Consider the following 22165-nt stretch of genomic DNA (forward strand, 5'->3'; position numbering starts at 1 on the left):
GCGCGCGGTTTCGGGCCGGACCGCTAGCCGAGCAGGACGTCGGCGTCGAAGCAGGTGTGGTCGCCGGTGTGGCAGGCCGCGCCCTGCTGGTCGACGACCAGCAGCAGGGTGTCGCCGTCGCAGTCCAGGCGGACCTCGTGCACGTGCTGGGTGTGCCCGGAGGTCTCGCCCTTGACCCAGTAGCTGCCGCGGCTGCGCGAGTAGTAGGTCGCCTTCCGGGTGGTCAGCGTGCGGTGCAGGGCCTCGTCGTCCATCCACGCCATCATCAGCACCTCGCCGGTGCCGCGCTGCTGCGCGATGGCGGGCACCAGGCCGTCCGCGGTGCGCTTGAGCCGTCCTGCGATGCCGGGGTCGAGCTCGCTCATCGGACCGTGATCCCTTCCGCGCGCATGGCGTCCTTGACCTCGCCGATGCGCAGCTGTCCGAAGTGGAAGACGCTGGCGGCCAGCACCGCGTCCGCGCCGGCGCGCACCGCGGGCGCGAAGTGCTCCACCGCACCGGCGCCGCCGCTGGCGATCAGCGGGACGTCGACGACCTCGCGCACCGCGCGGATCATCTCCAGGTCGAAGCCGGCCTTGGTGCCGTCGGCGTCCATCGAGTTCAGCAGGATCTCGCCGACGCCGAGCTCCTGGCCGCGCGCGGCCCACTCCAGCGCGCAGATGCCGGTGCCGCGGCGACCGCCGTGCGTGGTGACCTCGTAGCCCGAGGGCGTCGGCTGCCCGCCCTCCGGCACCCGGCGGGCATCGACAGACAGCACCACGCACTGCGCGCCGAAGCGCTTGGAGGCCTCGTTGAGCAGCTCGGGGCGGGCGATCGCGGCGGTGTTCAGGCTGACCTTGTCCGACCCGGTGCGCAGCAGCCGGTCGATGTCGTCGGTGCTGCGCACGCCGCCGCCCACGGTCAGCGGGATGAAGACCTGCTCGGCGGTGCGGCGCACCACGTCGAAGGTGGTGGCGCGGTCCGAGGACGAGGCGGTGACGTCCAGGAACGTCAGCTCGTCGGCCCCCTCGGCGTTGTAGGCCTCGGCCAGCTCGACCGGATCACCGGCGTCCCGGAGATCGGTGAAGTTCACGCCCTTGACCACTCGCCCCTGATCGACGTCCAAGCAGGGGATGACACGCACCGCAACACCCATGCCGCCAGCTTAGAGACCGCGCGCGGCCGGGCGCTGCGGCGGGTTGTCAGCGGACGGCGGCCAGGGCCTCTTCGAGGGTGAAGTTCTGGTTGTACAGGGCCTTGCCGACGATCGAGCCCTCCAGGCCGACCGGAGCCAGCCGGGACAGCGACACCAGGTCGTCCACGCTGGACACACCGCCGGAGGCGATCACGGCGGCCTCGGTGCGCTCGCAGACCGCGCGCAGCAGCTCGGTGTTCGGGCCCTGCAGCGTGCCGTCCTTGCTGACGTCGGTGACCACGTAGCGACGGCAGCCGGCGGCGTCGAGGCGGTCGAGGACCTCCCACAGGTCACCGCCGTCCTTGGTCCAGCCGCGCGCGGCCAGCCGGTGGCCCTGCTCGGTGATGCGCACGTCCAGGCCGACGGCCACCCGGTCGCCGTACTCGGCGACGACGCGGTCGGCCCACTCCGGGTTCTCCAGCGCGGCGGTGCCCAGGTTGACCCGCGCGCAGCCGGTGGACAGCGCGGCCTCCAGCGAGGCGTCGTCGCGGATGCCGCCGGAGAGCTCGACCTTCACGTCCAGCTTGCCGGTGACCTCGGCCAGCAGTTCGCGGTTGTCACCGCGGCCGAAGGCGGCGTCGAGGTCGACCAGGTGGACCCACTCGGCCCCCGCGCGCTGCCAGGTCAGCGCGGCCTCCAGCGGATCGCCGTAGGAGGTCTCGGTGCCTGCCGCGCCCTGCACGAGGCGAACGGCCTGCCCATCGGCAACGTCAACAGCGGGAAGCAAGGTGAAGCTCACGAGCCCAACCTTAAGGCAGGACCAACCGGGAACGATGAGCGGGCAGTTTCGGCGGAGACCACACGCCGCGGGGCGTGTGGTCTCCGCCGAAACTGCCCGCGGCCCCGCGCCGCCGGGCGGAGGTCAGTCCTGGTTCTTGTCGCGGCTCATCGCGAAGATCGGGACGCCCAGGGCCAGCAGCACGAGCAGCATGACAGCCCAGATCGGCACGCCGGCCTGCACCAGGTACGGGCCGCCGACGCCGGCGGCCATGCCGACGGCGAGCACGAGCCCGATGACGCGGACCGTGTTGGGCCCCATCAGGCCGTGCCGGCGGGTCACAGCGCGCCCAGCCAGTTGCGCAGCAGCCGGGCGCCGGCCTCGCCGGACTTCTCCGGGTGGAACTGGGTGGCCATCAGCGCACCGTTCTCCACCGCGGCGACGAACGGCTCGCCGTGCTCGGCGTAGGTGACCTTCGGCGGGGCGATCGAGTCGCTCGGGTCGAGCTTCCACTCGCGCACCGCGAAGGAGTGCACGAAGTAGAACCGGGTCTCGGCGTCCAACCCGTCGAACAGCACGCTGCCCTCGGGCGCCCGCACGGTGTTCCACCCCATGTGCGGCAGCACGTCGGCGTGCAGCCGCTCGACGGTCCCGGGCCACTGCCCGCAGCCGTCGGCCCGCACGCCGTGCTCGACGCCCTGGTCGAACAGCACCTGCATGCCCACGCAGATCCCCAGCACCGGGCGGTCCCCGGAGAGCCGCCGGTCGATGATCTTGTCACCGCCCGCCTGCAGCAGCCCCTCCATGCACGCGGCGAAGGCGCCGACGCCGGGGACGACCAGACCGTCGGCCTCCACGGCGGCACGATGGTCGGAGGTCACCTCGACCTCGGCGCCCGCGCGCTCGACGGCGCGCTCGGCGGAGCGGAGGTTGCCTGATCCGTAGTCCAAGATGACGACTCGTGCCACGAGCCCAGGCTACCGGCTGGTCGTTCGCGAGTGCGGCGGCGCCGCGTTCTCCCCTCACCGACCTCGCCCCCGCCGCCGCCGAGCGAGCCCGCTCCACGGCGGTTCCTAGGTCAGGAACCCGCGTGCGGCCGCGGCGATGCCCGGGGCGTCGAGCCCGTGCGCGGCCTCGTGCTCGGCGGCGCTGCCGTAGGCGCGCAGCTCGACGTCGCGCCGCACGCCCAGCGGCAGGACGCGGTGCGGCAGGTCGACCAGCGCGTCGTCGACCCGGTGCGCGGAGGTGCCCCGCAGGTAGGGCTCGACGAGCACCACGTCGGGCGTGGAACCCAGCACCGCCTCGCGCACGCCCGCGGCGTCGAACGGCCGGACCGTGGCGGTGTAGAGCACGGTGACGTCCAGTCCCTCGGTGGCCGCCAGCACCGGACCGAGGGTCGGCCCGACCGCCAGCACCACGCCCGCGCGCCCCCGCCGCAGCACCCGCCAGCCCGGTCCGGTGACCAGCGGCTCGGGGTTCTCGCGCTCGGAGAGCCGCAGGTAGACCGGATCGTCGGTGGCGAACTCGCGGCGCAGCAGCGCGTCCACCTCGCCCGGGTGCCCGGGCACGTGCGCGGTCCAGCCGGGCAGCGTGTCGATCAGCGCCACGTCGCCGGGAGCCATGTGGGTGCGCCCGGCACCCGGGTAGTCGTAGGACGCGCCGGTGCTGACCGCGATCGCACCGGTCCCCTGGTGGCCGAGGTCGAGCTTGAGCTGCTCGAAGGGGCGTTCCACCAGGAACGGGGTGATGGTGTGCAGCACCGGGCGCATCCCGGTGAGCGCGAGCCCGCCCGCGACGCCGACCATCGCCTGCTCGCGGATGCCGACGTTGAGCACCCGCTCGGGGTGGCGCCGGGCCGCCTCGGCGAAGCGGTCGGCGGAGATCTCGGCGAGCACCACCGCCAGCCGCGGGTCGGTGTCGAGCGCGTCGGAGACGGTGTCGGCGAACTGCTCGCGCATGGTCGTGGTGATCGTGGGGGTGGCCATCTCAAGCTCCTCGGGGTTCGACCTCGGCGACCACGGCCAGCGGCCGGTCCGCGGAGGTGGCGGTCAAGGCCCGCTGCAACGCGGTGTGGTCCCGGCCGTCGACGACGCGGGTGGCCCAGCCCTCGCGGGCGAAGCGCTCGGCGATGCCGCCGGGCCAGCCGGTGCTCGACGAGCGGTTGTCGACCACCACGGCGGTCAGCCGGTGCAGGCCCCACCGCCCGGCGACCTGGATGGCCTCGTGGTTGCTGCCCTCGTCGAGCTCGGCGTCGCCGACGAGCACCACCACCCGGCTGTCCCGGCCCTGGGCGCGCAGGCCGAGCGCGGTGCCCAGCGCGAGCGGCAGCCCGTGGCCGAGCGAGCCGCTGCCGATCTCCACGCCGGGCACCAGCGTGCGGTCCGGGTGGAAGCCCAGCGGGGAGTCGAACCCGCCGAAACCGGTGAGCTGATCGGGGTCCAGGAAGCCCTTGGCGGCCAGCACCGCGTAGTAGGCCATCGGGCCGTGACCCTTGGACAGCAGGAAGCGGTCCCGGTCGGGGTCGTCGACGCGCTGCGGGTCGACCGACAGGATCCGGTCGTAGAGCACCCACAGCACGTCCAGGGTGGAGGTCGCGGCGGCGTCGTGCTTCTCGTCGCCGGTCATCCGGGTCAGCAGCGGAGCCAGCTCCGCGTACCCGCGCTCTGTCGTGATCGTCATGCCCTCGAGGATCCGACCTGGAGTTAACTCGAAGTCAAGGGAGAAGCCCTGCAGCTAGGTCGAGGTGTTCGCTAGCCTGGCGGTGTGACGAAGCTCCCCAAGCTCCTGACCATCGGCGAGGTCGCGCACCGCAGCGGCGTGGCGCAGACGGCGCTGCGGTTCTACGAGGAGCGCGGCCTGATCTCGTCGACCCGCACCACCGGCAACCAGCGCCGCTACGAGCGCGCGGTGCTGCGCAGGCTCGCGTTCATCCGCTCCGCGCAGCGGGTCGGGCTCAGCCTCGAGCAGATCTCCGACGCGCTGGCCACGCTGCCCGACGACCACGCCCCCACCAAGGCCGACTGGGCGCGGCTGTCCCGCCGCTGGCGCGACGAGCTCGACGCGCGCATCGACGGCCTGCAGCGGCTGCGCGACCGGCTCACCGGCTGCATCGGCTGCGGCTGCCTGTCGCTGCGCACCTGCGCCCTGCACAACGCCGACGACCACATGGCCGAGCTGGGCCCGGGAGCGCCGAAGCTCCGACCCGCCGCCGATGGCTAGGCACGGCGCGCGCGTGCCTTTTTCATCAGAGGTCCCTGAGCGCTTCCCGCGCAGGGACTTTTGATGAAAAGGGCTCCCGCTCCGTATCAGTCCTCGCCGATCCAGCGGTAGGCCATCTCCGGGCGACCGACCGCCCCGTACTGCGGCTGGCGGTCGACCATCCCGGTGGTGACCAGGTACTCCAGGTACCGCCGCGCGGTCACCCGGGAGACCCCGGAGGCCTCGGCGATGGCGCTCGCGGTCCCGCCCGAGGGGAGCTCGCGCAGCGCGGCGACCACCGAGGCCAGCGTCTCCTCGCCCATGCCCTTGGGCAGCTGCTGCTTCTCCACCCCGCGCAGCGCCGAGAAGGCGCGGTCGATCTCGGCCTGCCCGCACACCTCGCGGTCCTGGCCGAGGCTGCTGCGGAACTTCGCGTAGTGCTCCAGCTTCTCGCGCATCGCGGCGAAGGTGAACGGCTTGAGCAGGTACTGCACCACGCCGCTGGAGACCGCCGCGCGCACCACCTTCAGGTCCCGCGCCGAGGTCACCGCGATGACGTCGGTGGGCGCGCCAGCGGTGCGCAGCGCGCGGGCCACCGCCAGCCCGTCCATGTCCGGCAGCCGCAGGTCCAGCAGCACCAGGTCGACCGGGGTGTGCTCGACGAACTGCAGGGCGGCCTGCCCGGTGCGCACGCGCCCCGCGACGCGGAAGCCCTCGATCCGGTTGACGTAGGCCTCGTGCGCCTCGCCGACCACCGGGTCGTCCTCCACCACCAGGACCGCGATCACCGCTGCCCGCCCGATCCGGGCAGGTGCACGGTGAACACCGCCCCGCCGTCGGTGCGCACGTCGACTTCGCCGCCGTTGCGCCGCACGCTCTGCCCCACCAGCGCCAGCCCGAGCCCGCGGTCGTCGGACTTGGTCGACCAGCCGCGCCGGAACAACCGCTGCGCGTCCTCCGGATCCACCCCGGGACCGTTGTCGGCGACGCGGATCAGCACGCCATCCGAAGTGGACCGGATGGTCACGTCCACCCGGGGGTGCGGGTTCTCGGCGACCGCGTCCACCGCGTTGTCGATCAGGTTGCCGAGAACGGTGACCAGGTCCCGGGATTCGAGGTGGGCCAGCGCCGCGTCGTCGATCTCGGTGTCCTCGCCGAGCACGACCTCCACGCCGCGCTCCCCCGCCTCGGCGCTCTTGCCCAGCAGCAGCGCGGCCACCACGGGTTCGTCGACCGCGCCGACGACGCGGTCGGTGAGCCGCTGCGCGAGGTCCAGCTCGGAGGTGGCGAACCGCACCGCTTCCTCGGCGCGGCCGAGCTCGATCAGCGAGACCACGGTGTGCAGGCGGTTTGCCGATTCGTGGGCCTGCGAGCGCAGGGACTCGGCGAAGCCGCGGATCGAGTCGAGCTCGCCGCTGAGCGCCTGCAGCTCGGTGTGATCCCGCAACGTCACCACGCTGCCCAGATCGCGACCACCGCTGCGCACCGGCGAGAGGTTGACCAGCAGCACGCGCTGGTCGGTCAGGTGCACCTCGTCGCGCACGGCGCTGCCCGCGCCGAGGGTCTCCAGCAGCGACGGCGGCAGCCCGAGGTCGTCGAGCCGCTCGCCCTCGACCTCGGCGGCATCGAGTTCCAGCAGCACAGCGGCCCCATCGTTGCACAGCGAGACCCGCCGGTCCGGACCGACCAGCAGCAACCCCTCGCGCACCGCGTGCAGGATCGCGTCGTGGTACTCGTACATCCGGGAGAGCTCGGCCGGGCGCATCCCGTGCGTGTGCCGCCGGATCCGCTCGCTGACCAGGTAGGTCAGCAGCCCGCCGAGCAGCAGGGCGCCGGCCGCCACCACCAGCAGCGCGGCCACCCGCTGCTGCAGCTCGCGGGTGAGCACCCGAACCGTGATGCCGTCGGAGACCAGCCCGACGAGCTCGCCGTCCCGGTGCACCGGGACGACCGCGCGCACCGAGGGCCCCAGCGTGCCGGTGTAGGTCTCGGTGAGCACCTGTCCCGCCACCGCGCGGTCGATGTGGCCGAGGAAGCGCTTGCCGATGCGCGCCGGATCGGGGTGGGTGTAGCGGATGCCCTCCGGGGACATGATCGTCACGAAGTCGGCCCGGGTGTTCGCGCGCACCTGCTCGGCCAGCGGTTGCAGAGTCGCGGTCGGATCGGGCGCCACCAGCCCCTCGCGCACGGTCGGCGTGGCCGCCAGGGCCTTGGCCAGGGCGACCACCTCGTCGCGGGCCGCCTCGGAGCTGCGCTGCTGGGCGTCGTAGTAGGCCAGCCCCGCCCCGGCCAGGACGACCAGGGTCACGACGATCACCTGCAGGACGAACAGCTGCCGCGCCAGACTCCACTGGGGACGGACGCGCGCGAGCGGGTTTGCGGAGCGTGTAAGCGACATCAACTGCCCGTTACCGGTGCGTGAACACAATGTACAAAAGCGAGACGCCGACGATACTCCGCTCCGATAGTCACCCGACAGATTCTCCTCGTGACCCAGGACACGAGCGCAGAAGGCGTTTGACCCGTTTTCGGTAGGAGTTGAGTTGGCTGGCAACGACGCGGCGACATCTCGCCGGGACAGAACGCATTACCTCTACATCGCGGTGATCGTCGCCGTCCTCGCGGGCATCGCGGTCGGCTTCCTCGCGCCCGAGGTCGGCACGGCGCTCAAGCCGCTGGGCAAGGGCTTCGTCGAGCTGATCAAGATGATGATCTCGCCGATCATCTTCTGCACCATCGTGCTCGGCGTGGGCAGCGTGCGGCAGGCCGCCAAGGTCGGCAAGGTCGGCGGTCTGGCGCTGATGTACTTCATGGCCATGTCGGTGGTCGCGCTGGTCATCGGCCTGGTGGTCGGCAACGTGCTGCACCCGGGCAGCGGCATGCACATCACCGAAGCGCTGCGCGGCGCAGGTGCCGAGCAGGCCAGCGAGGGCTCCCAGTCCACCACCGAGTTCCTGCTCGGGATCATCCCGAACACCCTGGTCTCCGCCCTGACCGAGGGCGAGGTGCTGCAGACCCTGCTGGTGGCGCTGCTGGCCGGTTTCGCGCTGCAGGCGATGGGCGAGAAGGGCCAGCCGATCCTGCGCGGCATCGAGCACATCCAGCGGCTGGTGTTCAAGATCCTGTCGATGGTCATGTGGGCCGCCCCGATCGGCGCCTTCGGCGCGATCGCCGCGGTGGTCGGCGCCACCGGCGTGGACGCGCTGAAGAGCCTCGCGGTGATCATGATCGGCTTCTACACGACCTGCGTGCTGTTCGTCTTCTGCGTGCTGGGCACCATGCTGTGGCTGTTCGCCCGGGTGAACATCTTCTCGCTGCTGCGCTACCTGGGCCGCGAGTTCCTGCTGATCCTGTCCACCTCCTCCTCGGAGGCCGCGCTGCCGCGGCTGATCGCGAAGATGGAGCACCTGGGCGTGAGCAGGCCGGTCGTGGGCATCACCGTGCCGACCGGGTACTCGTTCAACCTCGACGGCACGATGATCTACCTGACGATGGCCTCGCTGTTCATCGCCAGCGCGATGGGCGACCCGCTGTCGCTGACCGAGCAGATCGGCCTGCTGCTGTTCATGATGATCGCCTCCAAGGGCGCCGCGGGCGTCAGCGGCGCGGGCCTGGCCACGCTGGCCGGCGGCCTGCAGTCGCACCGCCCGGAGCTGCTCGACGGCGTGGGGCTGATCGTGGGCATCGACCGGTTCATGTCCGAGGCCCGAGCCCTGACCAACTTCGCGGGCAACGCGGTGGCCACGGTGCTGATCGGCTCCTGGACCGGCGAGCTGGACCGCTCCCAGCTCAAGCAGGTCTTCGCGGGCGACTCCCCGTTCGACGAGAAGAGCTTCGTCGACGGCGACGAGCACACCACGCCCGAAGAGCGCCCCGCCGACGACCAGAAGGTCCCGGCCACCACGAGCTGACCCGGACCGGTCGACCACGGCAGGCTGCCGGCACGACCCCCTCGGCCAGGACGAGCCGGTCGGCTGGCACGACGAAGGGGCCCTTCCCGCACCCCGACGGGAAGGGCCCCTTCACGCGCTCGACCCGCACGACGCACACCCGATCAGGCGCTGCTCGGAAAACCCTCCCAAAAGCACCCCCGATTGGGAGGTGATTCCGGGGCCCGATCGGGAGGTGAGTCCTGGGTGGGTTGGGAGGTCAGTCGGGAGTGGGTTGGGGGTGGGTGGTGATTCTGCGGTGGAAGGTCTCGTCGTCGGGGGTGGTGATCTCCAGGTCGTAGCCGCCCCGGGTGGTGGGCCAGCGGAGGGGTTGAGCCCCGCCCGCGGCCACCCGGACGTGCTGCTCCTCCCCCGCGGGCGTGCGGGAGCGGAGGTGCAGGTTGATCTCGTGGGCGCCGTCGTTGCGGAGTTCCAGGTCGGCGCCGTCCTCGGTGTGGCGGGCCATGACGTCGACGCCCGCGGCCCAGCCGTCGCGGGAGCCGGACAGCTCCACGCGGAAGCCCTCCGGGCCCAGCACGACCACGGAATAGCTCCCGCCGACCGGGACGGTGACCACCTTCTCCCCCACGACCTCGACCGGCGACGGCGCCTCGGTCTCGATCTCGAAGCGCGCCGCGCGCTCCCCGACGCAACCCAGGCGGAGCACGACCGCGTCCTCGACCAGCCCACCGGACACCTGCGGCCGGGAGGTCGGGCGCTTCGCGCCGCGGCGCTCGGCCGCCGATCGGGTGCTCGCGCGGCGCGGCGACTCAGCGCCCGGACCGCCGCGATTCGCAGATAAGCCACCCACGACTCGACATGTTGGTGAACCCGGACAAACCGACGAAGACCGGGAGGTTAACCGAAGGCGAACCCGCCATGTAGTCCATTCGGCGTAACCACCGGTGCTCCACCGGATACTCGGAGCGACGGCCGGGAGAGAGAAGTCCCGACGCGCACCTCGCGCGTCGGGACTTCGAAGAGGTCGCCGCTAGCCCCTCACAGGGCGCCCTTGGTGGAGGGGACCACGTCGGCGAACCGCGGGTCGGCCTCCACCGCCGCGCGCAGCGCACGCGCGATGGCCTTGTACTGGGCCTCGGCGATGTGGTGCGGGTCCCGGCCGTGGATCACCCGGGTGTGCAGGTTGATCTGCGAGTGGAAGGCCAGCGACTCGAACACGTGCCGGTTGAGCACGAACGGGTAGTTCCCGCCGATCGTGAAGCTGTTGTACTGCTCCGGTTCCCCGGTCATCACGCAGTACGAGCGACCCGAGACGTCGACGGCGGCGTGCGCCAGCGTCTCGTCCATCGGGATCCACGCGTCGCCGAATCGCCGGATGCCCTTCTTGTCCCCCAGCGCCTGCCGCAGCGCCTGACCGAGCACGATCGCGGTGTCCTCGACGGTGTGGTGCGCGTCGATGTGGACGTCCCCGGTGGACTTGACCTTGAGGTCGAACGCGGCGTGCGTGCCCAGCGCGGTGAGCATGTGGTCGTAGAACGGCACGGTGGTGTCGACGTCCACCTGCCCGGTGCCGTCGAGGTCGAGCTCGACCAGCACCGAGGACTCCTTGGTGGTGCGCTCGACCTTGCCGACGCGGGTACCTGGTTGGAAGGTCATCGCTGGATCTCCTCGCTGACTGCCTTGCTCGCCGCCAGGAACGCGTCGTTCTCGACGGGTGTGCCGATGGTGACCCGCAGGTGCCCGGGGATGCCGACGTCGCGGATCAGCACGTCGGCGTCGAGGTAGCGCTGCCAGGCCCGGTGCGCGTCGGCGAAGCGCCCGAACAGCACGAAGTTCGCGTCGCTGGGCACCGGGTCGAAGCCCAGCTCGCGAAGCGCGGCCGAGACCCGGTCGCGCTCCTCGGCGAGCTGGTGCACCGAGCCGAGCGTGGCCTCCGCGTGCCGCAGCGCGGCCCGCGCGGCGGCCTGGGTGGGCGCCGAGAGGTGGTAGGGCAGGCGGACCAGCAGCAGCGCCTCGATGATCGCCGGGGCCGCCGCCAGGTAGCCGAGCCGCCCGCCGGCGAAGGCGAACGCCTTGCTCATGGTCCGGCTGACGATCACCTTCGCCGGGTACTGCTCGATGAGCTCCACAGCGCTGGGCTGCGCGGAGAACTCGGCGTAGGCCTCGTCGACGACGACCACGCCGGGCGCGGCGTCCAGGACCGCGCGCAGGTCCTCGATCCCCACCGACTGCCCGGTCGGGTTGTTCGGGCTGGTCACGAACACCACGTCCGGCCGCTTCTCGGCGACCACCCGCGCGGCCGCGGCGCCGTCGAGGCTGAAGTCCTCCCGCCGCGGCGCCGGCACCCAGTCGGTGCGGGTGCCCGCGGACAGGATCGGGTGCATCGAGTACGAGGGCTCGAAGCCCAGCGCGGTGCGGCCGGGGCCGCCGAAGGCCTGCAGGATCTGCTGCAGCACCTCGTTGGAGCCGTTGGCCGCCCACACGTTGTCGGTGGCCAGGCGCACGCCGGTGGCCTCGGTGAGGTAGGCGGCCAGGTCGGCGCGCAGCGCGACCGCGTCCCGGTCCGGGTAGCGGTGCAGGTCCGCGGCCACCTCGCGCACCGCCTCGGTCACGTCGGCGACCAGCTCCGGCGGGGGCGGGAAGGGGTTCTCGTTGGTGTTCAGCCGCACCGAGGTGTCCAGCTGCGGCGCGCCGTAGGGGCTGCGTCCGCGCAGGTCCTCGCGCAGCGGCAGGTCGGCCAGCGTCGTGTCGGCGCCGAGCGCGTCACTCATGGGTGTCTACCTTCGCCAGAAGTCGTCAGCGGTCGAAGCGGGCGGTGACCGCCTGGCCGTGCGCGGGCAGGTCCTCGGCGTCGGCGAGCGCGACCACCTGGTCGGCGACATCGCGCAGCGCCTGCTCGGTGTAGGAGATCACGTGGATGCCGCGCAGGAAGCTCTGCACGCTCAGCCCCGAGGAGTGCCGGGCGCAGCCGCCGGTGGGCAGCACGTGGTTGGAGCCCGCGCAGTAGTCGCCCAGCGACACCGGTGCGTACGGGCCGACGAAGATCGCGCCGGCGTTGCGCACCCGCGCGGCCACCGCGTCCGCCTCGGCGGTCTGGATCTCCAGGTGCTCGGCCGCGTAGGCGTCGACCACCCGCACGCCGTCGTCGAGGTCGGCGACCAGGATGCAGCCGGACTGCACGCCGGTGAGCGCGGTGCTGATCCGCTCGGTGTGCTTGGTCCGCGCGACCTGGCGCTCCAGCTCGGCGTCGACGGCGTCGGCCAGCTCCGGCGAGGTGGTCACCAGCACGCTGGCCGCCAGCGTGTCGTGCTCGGCCTGGCTGATCAGGTCGGCGGCCACGTGCGCCGCGTCGGCGGTGTCGTCGGCCAGGATCGCGATCTCGGTGGGACCCGCCTCGGAGTCGATGCCGATCAGGCTGCGCAGGTGCCGCTTGGCCGCGGTGACGTAGACGTTGCCGGGGCCGGTGACCATGTCGGCCGGGGCCAGCTCGGCGCCGTCGGTGTCGGTGCCGCCGTAGGCCAGCAGCGCGACCGCCTGGGCACCGCCCACCGCCCAGACCTCCTCGACGCCGAGCAGCTGCGCGGCGGCCAGGATCGTCGGGTGCGGCAGGCCGCCGAACTCGGCCTGCGGGGGGCTGCACACCACCAGCGACTCCACGCCCGCGGCCTGCGCCGGGACGACGTTCATCACCACGCTGGACGGGTAGACCGCCAGCCCGCCCGGCGCGTAGAGGCCCACGCGGGCCACCGGCACCCAGCGCTCGGTGACGGTCCCGCCGGGCACCACCTGGGTGGTGCTGTCGGTGCGCCGCTGGTCGGCGTGCACCTTGCGGGCGCGGGCGATCGACTCCTCGAGCGCCGAGCGCACCTGCGGGTCGAGCTCGTCGAGGGCCTCGCGCAGCTGCTCGGCGGGCACCCGCACCTGCTCCGGGCGCACCCCGTCGAACTGCTCGGTGTACTCCCGGACCGCCTCGGCGCCGCGGTCGCGGACCGCCTCGATCACCGGCCGGACCCGATGCAGCACGTGCTCCACGTCCATCTCGGCGCGCGGCAGCGTGGCGCGCAGCTCGGTGGTGGACGGGACTCGACCGCGCAGGTCGGTACGGGTGAGCATGCAGCATCCTTCCAATGCCCGGGGTTGCCCCGTCCAGGGTAGTCGCCGGGCGCCGGGGCTGTCCGCGAACCCGGTCGGCCGTCACACCGGGCCGGAACGGCAAATGGTGACGAGCGGCCAAACCTCGCCAGCCGGTTGCAGGCGCTGCGGGGCTGCTGGAGCCTTCCAACATCACCCCAAGTGATCGATCGGAGACCCGATGTTCAGCTCACGGCGCAAGGCGCTGCTGGCGGCGGCGTTCGCCGGCCTGCTCCTGTCCGCACCGGTCCCCGGCGCCCTGGCCGCGCAGCCGGCCGAGGTGGCCGCGCAGGACGCGGCGATCTACACGATTGACGGCACCGACACGGCCTCCCGCACCGAGATGCACCGCCTCGGCGCCGAGATCCTGGGCGTGCGGGGCGGCACCGCGCAGGTGCAGGCAACCCGCGCGCAGGCCGAGGAACTGCGCTCCCGCGGCTACCGGCTGACCGAGAAGAGCAGCCTCGACGAGGAGCTGGGCAAGATCAACGGAAGCCGCGGCAAGGCCGCGCCCGGCGACTTCCCGCCCGGTGACGAGGCCTACCACAACTACGACGAGATGAACGCCGCGCTGGACGGCGCCGTCGCCGAGCACCCGGACATCGCGAGCAAGTCCAGCATCGGCAAGTCCTTCGAGGGCCGGGACATCCCGGTGGTCAAGATCAGCGACAACGCGGGCGCCGACGAGGACGAGCCCGAGGTGCTGTTCAACTGCAACCAGCACGCCCGCGAGCACCTCACCAACGAGATGTGCCTGCGCGTGGTCGAGCGGTTCACCAGCGGCTACGGCTCCGACGCCGGGGTGACCGACATGGTCGACAACCGGGAGATCTGGGTGATCCCGATGGTCAACCCGGACGGCTCGACCTACGACATCGCCTCCGGCCAGTACCAGGGCTGGCGCAAGAACCGGCAGGGCACCGGCACCGACCTCAACCGCAACTGGGGCCACAAGTGGGGCTGCTGCGGCGGCTCCAGCGGCGACCCGAACAGCGAGACCTACCGCGGCACCGAGCCGTGGTCGGCGCCGGAGACCGCCGCGATGCGCGACTTCGTCAACTCCCGCGTGGTCGGCGGCGCCCAGCAGATCAAGGCCGCGATCGACTTCCACACCTACTCCGAGCTGGTGCTCTGGCCCTTCGGGCACACCACCGACGACGTCACCGAGGGCATGACGCAGCAGGAGTACGACCGGTTCGAGCGGGTCGGCACCGCGATGGCCGACAGCAACGGCTACACCCCGCAGCAGTCCAGCGACCTCTACGTCACCGACGGCGACAGCCTCGACTGGATGTGGGGCCAGCACAAGATCCTGGCCTTCACGCTGGAGATGTACCCGGCCAGCGGTGGCGGCCTGGACGGCTTCTACCCGCCCGGCGACGTCATCGACCGGGAGACCGCGCGCAACGACGGCGCGGTGGACATCCTGCTCCGGGAAGCCGGGGCCTGACAGGTCGCCCAGCCGCGGGCCCGGGGCGTGCGCGATCGCGCGCCCCGGGCCCGGTCTCAGTCGGGGCGCTTGAATAATGGCGGCCATGACCACGGTTCATCCGCCCGCGCTGGTCCGGCGCGGTTCCTGGATCTACTGCCCGCTGCTGGGCGCGGCGGCGCTGTTCGTGCTGCGGTCGGCCGCGGCGTGGGTGGCGGGTCTGCAGTGGGCGCCGTTCCAGGGCGTCTTCGAGCTGGCCGCCGCCGGCGCCGATCCGTGGGGAACGCTGATCGCGGTGCTGGTGGGCGCGCTGATCGGGCTCGGCTTCGCCGGTCTGCTCGCCCAGGAGCGGCTGACGGTGCGCGTGGAGCCGGACCGCGCGGTGCTGGCCTCGGGGCGAGCCTCCAAGGAGTTCCCGCGCGCCGAGATCGGGTCGGTCTTCGTCGAGCGCGGCCACCTGGTGCTGCTGGACACCACCGGTGGTGAGCTGGCTCGCCGCAAGTCCGGGCTGGACCGGTTCGCGCTGCGCGACGCGTTCAAGGAGCACGGCCACCCCTGGCGCGACTCCGACCCCTACGCCGGGCGCTACCGGCTGTGGACCGAGGACGTCCCGGAGCTGTCGCTGCGGGCCAACCGCCTGCTGGCCGAGCGCGACCAGGCGCTGCGCAACCGCAACACCAAGCGGGCCGAGCTGCTGCGCGACGAGCTCGCCGAGCTCGGCATCGTGCTGCGCGACGGCCACAAGAAGCAGTACTGGCGCGCCACCGACCGCATCTGACCGACGCAGACCAACCCCACCCCCGATCGGGTAAACCTCGAAGAACCCTCGAATTCCACCCGCGCAATTCGAGGGTTCTTCGCCGGCGCAATTCGAGGCGTTTTCGCGGCTGGGCGTGGCGTCGTGCGGGGTCGGGGGATCGGTCGGCGTGGAACAATCCGCGCATGGACGGGGTCGCGGTCAACATCGCACTGGTGCTGGTGTTCGTGCTGATCGGCGGGTACTTCGCGGCGGCGGAGATCGCCCTGGTGTCGCTGCGGGACAGCCAGGTCCGCAGGCTCGGCGAGCGGGACAAGCGGGGCGCGAAGGTGGCGCGGCTGCGCGACGACTCCAACCGCTTCCTGTCCGCGGTGCAGATCGGCGTGACCTTCGCGGGCTTCTTCGCCTCCAGCTACGGCGGGGCGACCATCGCGGTGCGCATCCAACCGGTGCTGGCCGGCTGGGGCGTGCCCACCGCGCTCGCCGCGACGCTGGCGCTGCTGCTGGTCACCGGCCTGGTCTCCTACCTATCGCTGGTGCTCGGCGAGCTGGCGCCGAAGCGGCTCGCGTTGCAGCGCACCGAGCCGGTCGCCCTGCTGACCGCCGGGGTGCTCGACGCCATGGCGACCCTGTTCCGGCCGCTGATCTGGCTGCTGTCGAAGTCGACCAACGCGGTGGTCCGGCTGTTCGGCATCGACCCGCGCGCCGAGTCCGAGGAGGTCAGCGAGGAGGAGCTGCGCGACATGGTGCGCACCAACGAGCAGCTCAGCATCGAGGAGCGCAGGCTGCTCAGCGACGCCTTCCGCGCGACCGACCGGGTGCTCGGCGAGGTCATGGTGCCGCGCACCGAGGTGGACTTCCTCGACGTGGACCAGCCGGTGACCGACGCGGCCCACCAGGTGGTCGGCGAGCCGCACTCGCGGTACCCGGTGATCCGCGAGACCGCCGACGACGTGGTCGGCTTCGTGCACGTCCGGGATCTCCTGGGCTCGACCTACCACGACGCGCCGGCGCGCACCGTGGGCCAGCTGATGCGCCCGGTTCCCGCGATGCCGGCGAGCAAACCGGTGCTGGCGGCGCTCACGCAGCTGCGCGGGCGCGGCGGCGGGCACCTGGCGGTGGTCGTCGACGAGTACGGCGGCACGGCCGGCATCGTCACCATCGAGGACCTGGTGGAGGAGGTCGTCGGCGACATCTGGGACGAGTACGACCCCAGCGCCTCACCGGTGCGCTCCCGCCCGGACGGCAGCTACGAAGCCGACGGGCTGCTGCACCGCAGCGACTTCGAACAGCAGACCGGCATCGAACTGCCGGAGGGCCCCTACGACACGGTCGCCGGATTCGTGCTGGCCCAGCTGGGCCGCCTGCCCGAGGTCGGCGAATACCTGGATGCGCTCGGCCACCGTTTCACGATTCGCGAGATGGACGGCCACCGAGTGGCCCGCATCCTGGTGACGAGACTTCCGGAGGAATAGCGGTTCTGCTCGTGACCGCGATTTCCCAGAAATGGAAACCACCCGTTCTCGGAATTGGGTGGTGGTGCACGGCCGCGGCATCGGAGGGGTCCACGACCGCTCACCAGATCGCTGCGGAATAACCGCAGGTCGAGCGGGGTCAGCTCAGCATCAGGGTAATGGTTCCCACCAGGATTCCGAGGATGACGACCGCGGCGGCGACGATCAGCAGAACGCGCATCTGCGGACGCTCTTCGGTGATGTCGCTGTGCACTCGCTCCCGCCACTGCACGAAGGTGGTGCCTTCTTGCTCGCTCACCGTTGCTCCTAAGGGTCCGTCGTTTTCTTCGAGCGGCCCCCCGCGACCGCAGTGGGTAACACTCTCATATAGATGCATTCAGGTGAACCACATGGTCGGCGCAGTGTCGCAGCAGCTCTTCGTCATGACTGATCGCCAGCACACCGGTCCCCCTTTCGCGCACTCGTCGATCGACCACCCGGACCAGCGCGGCCGTCGTGGAGGCGTCCAGCATCGCGGTCATCTCGTCGCAGACGAGGTAGTCCGGCCGGGGCGCGAGCGCGCGGGCGAGGCAGGCGCGCTGCAGCTGCCCGTCGCTGACCTCGTGCGGCCGCCGGGACAGCAGCTCCGCGGTCAGCCCGACCTCCTCGGCCAGGGCCGGCACGTCGGCGCCGGCGGCCTCGGCGACGATCTCGCGCAGCGTCAGCCGCGGGTCCACGGCGGGACGCGGGTGCTGGAAGACGATGCCCACCGCCAGCCGCTGGTGCCGCGGCGTGCGGTGCCGGAACCCGGTGACCTCGGTCCCGTCCACCTCGATGCGCCCGGACCAGGGCCGGTGCAGCAGGCCCAGCACCTTGGCGAGCGTGGACTTGCCGCAGCCGCTGGGCCCGGCCAGCCCCACCACCGCGCCTCCGGGGACCTCGACGTCCACTCCGTCGAGCACCGGCTCGCCGCGCCGGTAGCCCGCGACGAGGTTCTTGCCGGTCAGCACGGCGCGTGGGCGGCGACCGCGCGGTCGCCGAGCTCGACGAGTTCCGGGTCGCCGGTGCACGGCGCGAACCCAGGACGGTCCGGGCAGCGCGAGCAGAACGCGCAACCCCACTCCCCCTCGACGCGGTCCAGCTCGGTGAGCGCGGGCGGGTGCCCGGGGATCGGTTCGAAGCCCCCGTCCGGCAGCGCGGCCAGCAGCGCCGCGGTGTAGGGGTGCCAGGGCTCGGCGAGCACCTGCTCGGCGGGGCCCGACTCGACGATCCTGCTGGCGTACATCACGGCGACGTCGGTGGCCACCCGGCGGGCGGCCGCGAGGTCGTGGGTGATCAGCAGCACCACCCGGTCGTCGGCGGCGGTCTCGGCCAGCAGGTCGACGGTGCGGTGCACCAGCGGCCGGTCCAGGCCGGTGGTCGGCTCGTCGGCCAGCACGATCCGCGGATCGCCCGCCAGCGCCAGGGCCAGCGCGACGCGCTGGGCCATCCCGCCGGAGAGCTCGTGCGGATAGCGGTCCAGGTCGGCGGGGTCCAGGCCGACCCGCTCGGCCAGCTCGGCGGCGCCGAGCGGACCGCGCAGCGCGGCGATCGCCTCGACCAGCTGGCTGCGCGCGGTGCGCACCGGGGTCAGGTGGGTGTGCGCCGACTGCGGCACCAGGCCCAGCTGGCGACCGCGGATCCGCCCGGCCAGCTCGGCCTCCGGCGCCCCGAGCAGCTCGGCGCCGTCGGCGAGCACCGCGCGCCCGCGGGTTTCGGCGTTGGCGGGCAGCAGGCCGAGCAGCGCGGAGGCGAGAACCGACTTGCCGCAACCGGATTCGCCGACGAGCGCCAGCACTCGACCGGGCCGCAGCTCCAGGCTCGCCTCGCTGACCGCGCGCACCAGCACGCCGCGCGGCAGCCGGAAGCGCACCGAGAGTCGTTGCAGGGAAAGCAGGTTCACAGCACCAGCTCCGATCGGCGGCGGGGGACGATCCGGTCGCGCCAAGTCGCGGCCAGTCCGGAGACGGCCAGCGTGGTCACCACCAGCAGCAGGGACGGGAACAGCACGATCCACCAGGCGCCCAGCAGCACGGCGTCGCGACCGTCGCCGAGGATGTTGCCGATGCTGGCCAGGTGCGGCGGAAGGCCGAGACCGAGGAAGCTCAGCGCGGTTTCGTGCCACACCGCGTGCGGCACCAGCAGCACCGCCGACAGCGCGGCCTGCGGCACCACCGCGGGCAGCAGGTGCCTGCGCAGGATCCGGAGGCGCGAGGAGCCTCCCGCGATGGCCGCGTCGATGTGCGGGCGCTGCCGAAGCGAGAGCACCTCGGAGCGCACGACCCGGGCGACCGTGGTCCAGTGCGTGCAGGCGATCGAGCAGATCACCGCCAGCAGGCTGCCCCGGTATAGCGCCACGACCACCACTCCCAGCAGCAGGTGCGGCACCGAGTTGACGATGTCGACCAGGCGCATGAGCAGCCGGTCCGGCCAGCCGCCGAGCCCGCCGGCCAGCACCCCGACCAGCGAGCCGAGCGCCGTGGACACCGCGGCGCTCGACGCGGCCACCAGCAACGAGACGCGCAGACCGGCCATGGACCGGGCGAGCACGTCGCGACCGCTGGAGTCGGTGCCGAAGGGGTGCGCGAAACCCGGTGCGAGCCGGATGGATCCGTAGTCCACCGGCTGCCCGCCGAGCAGCGCGGGCAGCAGCAGCGCGCCGAGCGCGAGCGCGGCCAGCACCGCCAGCGAGACCCCCAGGCGGGCGCGCGGGCGGGTGCGCAGCGCGGTGGAGCGCCAGGTCAGCTCAGCCATCCGCGGCCACCCTCGGGTCCAGCAGCACCGCCGCGACGTCGGCCAGCAGCGAGCCGAGCAGCACCGCCGCGGTGGCGATCAGGGTGATCACCGCCAGCAGCGGGTAGTCCACCGCGGTGGCCGCGGTGACCAGCGCGCCGGCCAGCCCCGGCCAGGAGAAGACCTCCTCCACCAGCACCGCGCCGGTGACCAGCTCGGGGATCCGCGCGCCGAGCAGCGTCACGAACGGCAGCAGCGCGGTGGGCAGCGCGTGGCGCAGCACCACGACGCGCTCGGCGAGCCCGCGGGCGCGGGCGCCGGTGACGTGGTCCTCGGCCAGCGAGCTCAGCATCGACTGCCGCACGTGCAGCACCAACCACGGCGTCTGCGAGACGCCCAGCACCAGCGCGGGCAGCGCGAGGTGCTCGACGATCTGGCTGACCGACGCGGCCCGACCCGCGTCGGTCAGCCCGGCCACCGGCAGCCAGCCCAGCCCCAGGGAGAACACCGCGATGGACAGCAGGGCCAGCACGAACGGCGGCACGCCTTCCAGGGCGTGACCGGTGGCGGTGACCAGGCGGTCGAGCGGACCGCCCTGCCGCCACGCGGCCACCGCGCCCAGCACCAGCGCCAGCAGCACCGCGATCACCAGCCCGGTGGCGGCCAGCAGCGCGGTCCACGGCAACCGCTCGGCCACCACCTGCGCGACCGGTTGGCGCAACGAGCGCGAGGTGCCCAGATCTCCGCCGAGCAGTCCGGTGAACCAGTCCCAGAACCGCAGCAGCACCGGGCGGTCCAGGCCGAGCTCGGCGCGCACCCGGGCGACGTCGGCGGCCGAGGCGTCGAACAGCCGCACGCCGTAGTACTGGTGGATCGGGTCGAACGGGGAGGCCGCGGCCAGCAGGAACACGCCGAAGGCGACGATGCCGAGGACCGGGACCGCGAAGGCCAGCCTGCGCAGCACCAACCGGGCGATCACGGCTTCGGCTTCCAGTCCTCGACGTTCCACCACGGGCCCCACGTGGTGCCGTGGGTGTGCGGCTCGACCGGTGCGCGGTAGCCGCTGTGGGCGCCGTCGCGCAGCACGTAGCTGTGGTCGATGAACGCGAGGTAGACCAGGCCCGGGTCGGCGACGTAGGCGCGCTGCGCCTGCCGGTAGAGCTCGGCGCGCTTGGCGGGGTCCAGCTCCCGGCGGGCGGCGTCCAGCGCGGTGTCGACCTCGCGGTTCCGGTACTCGCCGGGGTTGTTGTAGGTGCCGGTCCCGATCACCGAGGAGTGCAGCGCGCCGTACATCTGCGGGTCCGGGTCGATCGGGGTGCCGCCGCCGAGCACGATGCCGTCGGTGTCCAGCCGTTCGGCGACCGCCGAGCGGTCCACCCCGGCCAGCTGCACGTCGATGCCGATCTTGCGGGCGTCGGAGGCGAATCCGGTGGCCAGGTCGCGGCGCAGGGTGTCGTCGGCGAAGTACATGACGGTGAACCGCGCCGGCACGCCGTCGCGCTGGCGGATGCCGTCCGGACCGGGTCGCCAGCCCGCCTCGTCGAGCAGCCGGCGCGCGGCCTCGGGGTCGAAGTCGAACCGCGCCCGGGGCTCGTGGTTGGCGCCCATCGACGGCGGGATCGGCGTCGCGGCGGGTTCGCCGTGCCCACCGAGCAGGGCCCCGATCATGCCCCGGCGGTCCGCGGCGAGGTTGAGGGCCAGGCGCACGGCGCGGTCCCCGGTGACCGGGTGGTCGTTGGGCAGTTCGACGGCCCGCCAGTCGGCGGTGCCGTGGTGCACCGTGCGGTAGCCCTCGCGGGCGGCGTTGTCGGCGAGCACCGGCGGCAGCACGGTTCCGTCGAACTCTCCTGCGGCGAGTCGTTGCGCGCGGGTGTTGTCGTCCTTGGCGAACACGATGGTGAGCTTTCGGATCGCCGGCGCCCCGCCCCAGTAGTCCGGATTGGACTCCCAGGTCATCTGGTCGCCCCGGCGCCACTCGACGAGCTCGAACGGGCCGGTGCCGACCGGGCGGGTGTTCAGCGACGAGCGCTCCAGCGGCTCGCGCTCGGCCAGGTGCTCGGCGGGAACGATGCCCAGCACCATCTTGGACGGCCACGCGGCGTAGGGGAACTTCAGCTGGAAGCGCACGGTGCTCGGGTCGAGCACCTCGACCCGGTCGAGCATGTCGAAGTCCGAGCTCACCGTCGAGGCGTAGGCCGGGTCGATCGCGGCGCGGTAGGTGGCCGCGACGTCCTCGGCGTCGAACGGGGTTCCGTCGTGGAAGCGCACGCCCTCGCGCAGGCGGACCGTCCAGGTCCGCGCGTCCGGCGAGGCCTGCGGCTGCTCGGCGGCCAGCGCGGGTTGGAGCGCCGAGCGCCCGTCGAAGGCGAGCAGCCCGTCGTAGAACTTCGAGGCGCCCTCGGCGCCGTAGCCCAGCAGCGGGTTCAGGCTCTCCGGCTCGTAGCCGTCGGCCAGCAGCATCTCGTCCGGCGCGCCACCGGTTTCGGACGGAACGGCGCATCCGGCGACGAGCGCCCCGACGAGCCCCAACCCGACGAACAACCCACGTTTCAGCACGCGCTGCACGTTAGATGCAGTTGCCAGTTCTTATCAATAAGCTGAGATCTTGCTCGCCCGAACGTCCCAGCGGCACCCCGGCCGGG

24 protein-coding genes are annotated in these 22165 nt (G+C 72.5%); 5 read left to right on the forward strand and 19 right to left on the reverse strand.

Features of this window, described 5'->3' with window-relative positions:
• Window positions 1-23: 23 nt before the first annotated feature.
• From hisI to ACFQRI_RS04245, 7 genes are all read right to left on the reverse strand, one after another.
• A complete protein-coding gene (gene hisI / locus ACFQRI_RS04215) occupies window positions 24-365 on the reverse strand; it encodes a phosphoribosyl-AMP cyclohydrolase (protein WP_380664635.1) in 342 nt (113 codons plus the stop codon).
• Window positions 362-1135: an imidazole glycerol phosphate synthase subunit HisF gene (gene hisF / locus ACFQRI_RS04220; RefSeq protein ID WP_380664637.1), complete on the reverse strand. Its 774-nt coding sequence runs from the start codon at window positions 1133-1135 to the stop codon at window positions 362-364. The genes hisI and hisF overlap by 4 nt, the downstream gene beginning before the upstream one ends.
• 46 nt (window positions 1136-1181) lie before the next feature.
• The gene (gene priA, locus ACFQRI_RS04225) at window positions 1182-1913 is read right to left on the reverse strand and encodes a bifunctional 1-(5-phosphoribosyl)-5-((5-phosphoribosylamino)methylideneamino)imidazole-4-carboxamide isomerase/phosphoribosylanthranilate isomerase PriA (protein ID WP_380664639.1); all 732 of its coding nucleotides are present in this window, start codon (window positions 1911-1913) and stop codon (window positions 1182-1184) included.
• A 123-nt stretch (window positions 1914-2036) separates the two neighbouring features.
• Window positions 2037-2234 carry a hypothetical protein gene (locus ACFQRI_RS04230; protein WP_380664641.1) on the reverse strand — a complete coding sequence of 66 codons (198 nt, stop codon included), beginning with the start codon at window positions 2232-2234 and terminating at the stop codon, window positions 2037-2039.
• Window positions 2231-2860, reverse strand: coding sequence for an imidazole glycerol phosphate synthase subunit HisH (hisH, locus tag ACFQRI_RS04235; protein WP_380664643.1), 630 nt, complete (start codon window positions 2858-2860; stop codon window positions 2231-2233). The genes ACFQRI_RS04230 and hisH overlap by 4 nt, the downstream gene beginning before the upstream one ends.
• A gap of 105 nt (window positions 2861-2965) precedes the next feature.
• Window positions 2966-3877, reverse strand: coding sequence for a transketolase family protein (locus tag ACFQRI_RS04240; RefSeq protein ID WP_380664645.1), 912 nt, complete (start codon window positions 3875-3877; stop codon window positions 2966-2968).
• Window position 3878: 1 nt separating this feature from the next.
• On the reverse strand, window positions 3879-4571 hold the full coding sequence (locus ACFQRI_RS04245) for a thiamine pyrophosphate-dependent enzyme (RefSeq protein WP_380664647.1): 693 nt from the start codon (window positions 4569-4571) through the stop codon (window positions 3879-3881).
• A gap of 84 nt (window positions 4572-4655) precedes the next feature.
• Between ACFQRI_RS04245 and soxR the strand changes: the two genes are divergently transcribed.
• Window positions 4656-5111 carry a redox-sensitive transcriptional activator SoxR gene (soxR, locus tag ACFQRI_RS04250; RefSeq protein ID WP_380664649.1) on the forward strand — a complete coding sequence of 152 codons (456 nt, stop codon included), beginning with the start codon at window positions 4656-4658 and terminating at the stop codon, window positions 5109-5111.
• Window positions 5112-5197: 86 nt separating this feature from the next.
• Here soxR and ACFQRI_RS04255 read toward each other — a convergent pair whose 3' ends face one another.
• Both ACFQRI_RS04255 and ACFQRI_RS04260 read right to left on the reverse strand, forming a co-directional pair.
• Window positions 5198-5878, reverse strand: a complete 681-nt coding sequence (locus ACFQRI_RS04255) for a response regulator (RefSeq protein ID WP_380664652.1) — start codon at window positions 5876-5878, stop codon at window positions 5198-5200.
• Window positions 5875-7488 (reverse strand): sensor histidine kinase, encoded by a 1614-nt coding sequence (locus ACFQRI_RS04260; protein ID WP_380664655.1) that lies wholly within the window; start codon window positions 7486-7488, stop codon window positions 5875-5877. Before ACFQRI_RS04260 ends, ACFQRI_RS04255 begins: the two co-directional genes overlap by 4 nt.
• A 145-nt stretch (window positions 7489-7633) precedes the next feature.
• On the opposite strand from ACFQRI_RS04260, the gene ACFQRI_RS04265 reads away from it, so the two are divergent.
• Window positions 7634-9001, forward strand: a complete 1368-nt coding sequence (locus tag ACFQRI_RS04265; protein WP_380664657.1) for a cation:dicarboxylate symporter family transporter — start codon at window positions 7634-7636, stop codon at window positions 8999-9001.
• A gap of 238 nt (window positions 9002-9239) precedes the next feature.
• On the opposite strand, the gene ACFQRI_RS04270 is transcribed toward ACFQRI_RS04265, so the two are convergent.
• From ACFQRI_RS04270 to hisD, 4 genes are all read right to left on the reverse strand, one after another.
• Complete coding sequence (locus ACFQRI_RS04270) at window positions 9240-9830, reverse strand: phospholipase domain-containing protein (RefSeq protein ID WP_380664659.1); 591 nt, start codon at window positions 9828-9830, stop codon at window positions 9240-9242.
• A gap of 188 nt (window positions 9831-10018) precedes the next feature.
• Complete coding sequence (gene hisB / locus ACFQRI_RS04275; RefSeq protein ID WP_380664661.1) at window positions 10019-10636, reverse strand: imidazoleglycerol-phosphate dehydratase HisB; 618 nt, start codon at window positions 10634-10636, stop codon at window positions 10019-10021.
• Entirely contained in the window at window positions 10633-11751 is a 1119-nt protein-coding gene (locus tag ACFQRI_RS04280) for a histidinol-phosphate transaminase (RefSeq protein WP_380664663.1), read from the reverse strand. The genes hisB and ACFQRI_RS04280 overlap by 4 nt, the downstream gene beginning before the upstream one ends.
• Window positions 11752-11776: 25 nt before the next feature.
• Window positions 11777-13093, reverse strand: coding sequence for a histidinol dehydrogenase (gene hisD, locus ACFQRI_RS04285; RefSeq protein ID WP_380664665.1), 1317 nt, complete (start codon window positions 13091-13093; stop codon window positions 11777-11779).
• 199 nt (window positions 13094-13292) lie between these two features.
• Between hisD and ACFQRI_RS04290 the strand changes: the two genes are divergently transcribed.
• The 3 genes from ACFQRI_RS04290 (at window position 13293) to ACFQRI_RS04300 (ending at window position 16772) form a co-directional block, all read left to right on the forward strand.
• Window positions 13293-14561: a M14 family metallopeptidase gene (locus tag ACFQRI_RS04290; RefSeq protein ID WP_380664667.1), complete on the forward strand. Its 1269-nt coding sequence runs from the start codon at window positions 13293-13295 to the stop codon at window positions 14559-14561.
• 85 nt (window positions 14562-14646) lie between these two features.
• Window positions 14647-15318 (forward strand): YqeB family protein, encoded by a 672-nt coding sequence (locus tag ACFQRI_RS04295; protein WP_380664669.1) that lies wholly within the window; start codon window positions 14647-14649, stop codon window positions 15316-15318.
• Between the two features lie 164 nt (window positions 15319-15482).
• On the forward strand, window positions 15483-16772 hold the full coding sequence (locus ACFQRI_RS04300; protein ID WP_380664671.1) for a hemolysin family protein: 1290 nt from the start codon (window positions 15483-15485) through the stop codon (window positions 16770-16772).
• 139 nt (window positions 16773-16911) lie between these two features.
• On the opposite strand, the gene ACFQRI_RS04305 is transcribed toward ACFQRI_RS04300, so the two are convergent.
• The 6 genes from ACFQRI_RS04305 to ACFQRI_RS04330 form a co-directional block, all read right to left on the reverse strand.
• On the reverse strand, window positions 16912-17070 hold the full coding sequence (locus ACFQRI_RS04305) for a hypothetical protein (RefSeq protein ID WP_380664673.1): 159 nt from the start codon (window positions 17068-17070) through the stop codon (window positions 16912-16914).
• 64 nt (window positions 17071-17134) lie between these two features.
• The gene (locus ACFQRI_RS04310) at window positions 17135-17761 is read right to left on the reverse strand and encodes an ABC transporter ATP-binding protein (protein WP_380664675.1); all 627 of its coding nucleotides are present in this window, start codon (window positions 17759-17761) and stop codon (window positions 17135-17137) included.
• The gene (locus ACFQRI_RS04315) at window positions 17755-18693 is read right to left on the reverse strand and encodes an ABC transporter ATP-binding protein (protein ID WP_380664677.1); all 939 of its coding nucleotides are present in this window, start codon (window positions 18691-18693) and stop codon (window positions 17755-17757) included. The genes ACFQRI_RS04310 and ACFQRI_RS04315 overlap by 7 nt, the downstream gene beginning before the upstream one ends.
• A complete protein-coding gene (locus ACFQRI_RS04320; protein ID WP_380664679.1) occupies window positions 18690-19544 on the reverse strand; it encodes an ABC transporter permease in 855 nt (284 codons plus the stop codon). Before ACFQRI_RS04320 ends, ACFQRI_RS04315 begins: the two co-directional genes overlap by 4 nt.
• The gene (locus ACFQRI_RS04325; protein ID WP_380664681.1) at window positions 19537-20532 is read right to left on the reverse strand and encodes an ABC transporter permease; all 996 of its coding nucleotides are present in this window, start codon (window positions 20530-20532) and stop codon (window positions 19537-19539) included. Before ACFQRI_RS04325 ends, ACFQRI_RS04320 begins: the two co-directional genes overlap by 8 nt.
• Window positions 20499-22079 (reverse strand): ABC transporter substrate-binding protein, encoded by a 1581-nt coding sequence (locus ACFQRI_RS04330; protein WP_380664683.1) that lies wholly within the window; start codon window positions 22077-22079, stop codon window positions 20499-20501. Before ACFQRI_RS04330 ends, ACFQRI_RS04325 begins: the two co-directional genes overlap by 34 nt.
• Window positions 22080-22165: the final 86 nt, after the last annotated feature.

Source organism: Saccharopolyspora griseoalba, assembly GCF_042665275.1.
In the GTDB taxonomy this organism is placed as follows: Bacteria; Actinomycetota; Actinomycetes; order Mycobacteriales; family Pseudonocardiaceae; genus Saccharopolyspora; species Saccharopolyspora griseoalba.

What these genes read in the sequence shown, in the direction of transcription:
- hisI (WP_380664635.1), bottom strand. Translation starts at nt 365, where the DNA reads ATGAGCGAGCTCGACCCCGGCATCGCAGGACGGCTCAAGCGCACCGCG.
- hisF (WP_380664637.1), bottom strand. Translation starts at nt 1,135, where the DNA reads ATGGGTGTTGCGGTGCGTGTCATCCCCTGCTTGGACGTCGATCAGGGG.
- ACFQRI_RS04240 (WP_380664645.1), bottom strand. Translation starts at nt 3,877, where the DNA reads ATGGCCACCCCCACGATCACCACGACCATGCGCGAGCAGTTCGCCGAC.
- ACFQRI_RS04245 (WP_380664647.1), bottom strand. Translation starts at nt 4,571, where the DNA reads ATGACGATCACGACAGAGCGCGGGTACGCGGAGCTGGCTCCGCTGCTG.
- ACFQRI_RS04260 (WP_380664655.1), bottom strand. Translation starts at nt 7,488, where the DNA reads ATGTCGCTTACACGCTCCGCAAACCCGCTCGCGCGCGTCCGTCCCCAG.
- hisB (WP_380664661.1), bottom strand. Translation starts at nt 10,636, where the DNA reads ATGACCTTCCAACCAGGTACCCGCGTCGGCAAGGTCGAGCGCACCACC.
- ACFQRI_RS04280 (WP_380664663.1), bottom strand. Translation starts at nt 11,751, where the DNA reads ATGAGTGACGCGCTCGGCGCCGACACGACGCTGGCCGACCTGCCGCTG.
- hisD (WP_380664665.1), bottom strand. Translation starts at nt 13,093, where the DNA reads ATGCTCACCCGTACCGACCTGCGCGGTCGAGTCCCGTCCACCACCGAG.
- ACFQRI_RS04290 (WP_380664667.1), top strand. Translation starts at nt 13,293, where the DNA reads ATGTTCAGCTCACGGCGCAAGGCGCTGCTGGCGGCGGCGTTCGCCGGC.
- ACFQRI_RS04295 (WP_380664669.1), top strand. Translation starts at nt 14,647, where the DNA reads ATGACCACGGTTCATCCGCCCGCGCTGGTCCGGCGCGGTTCCTGGATC.
- ACFQRI_RS04300 (WP_380664671.1), top strand. Translation starts at nt 15,483, where the DNA reads ATGGACGGGGTCGCGGTCAACATCGCACTGGTGCTGGTGTTCGTGCTG.
- ACFQRI_RS04320 (WP_380664679.1), bottom strand. Translation starts at nt 19,544, where the DNA reads ATGGCTGAGCTGACCTGGCGCTCCACCGCGCTGCGCACCCGCCCGCGC.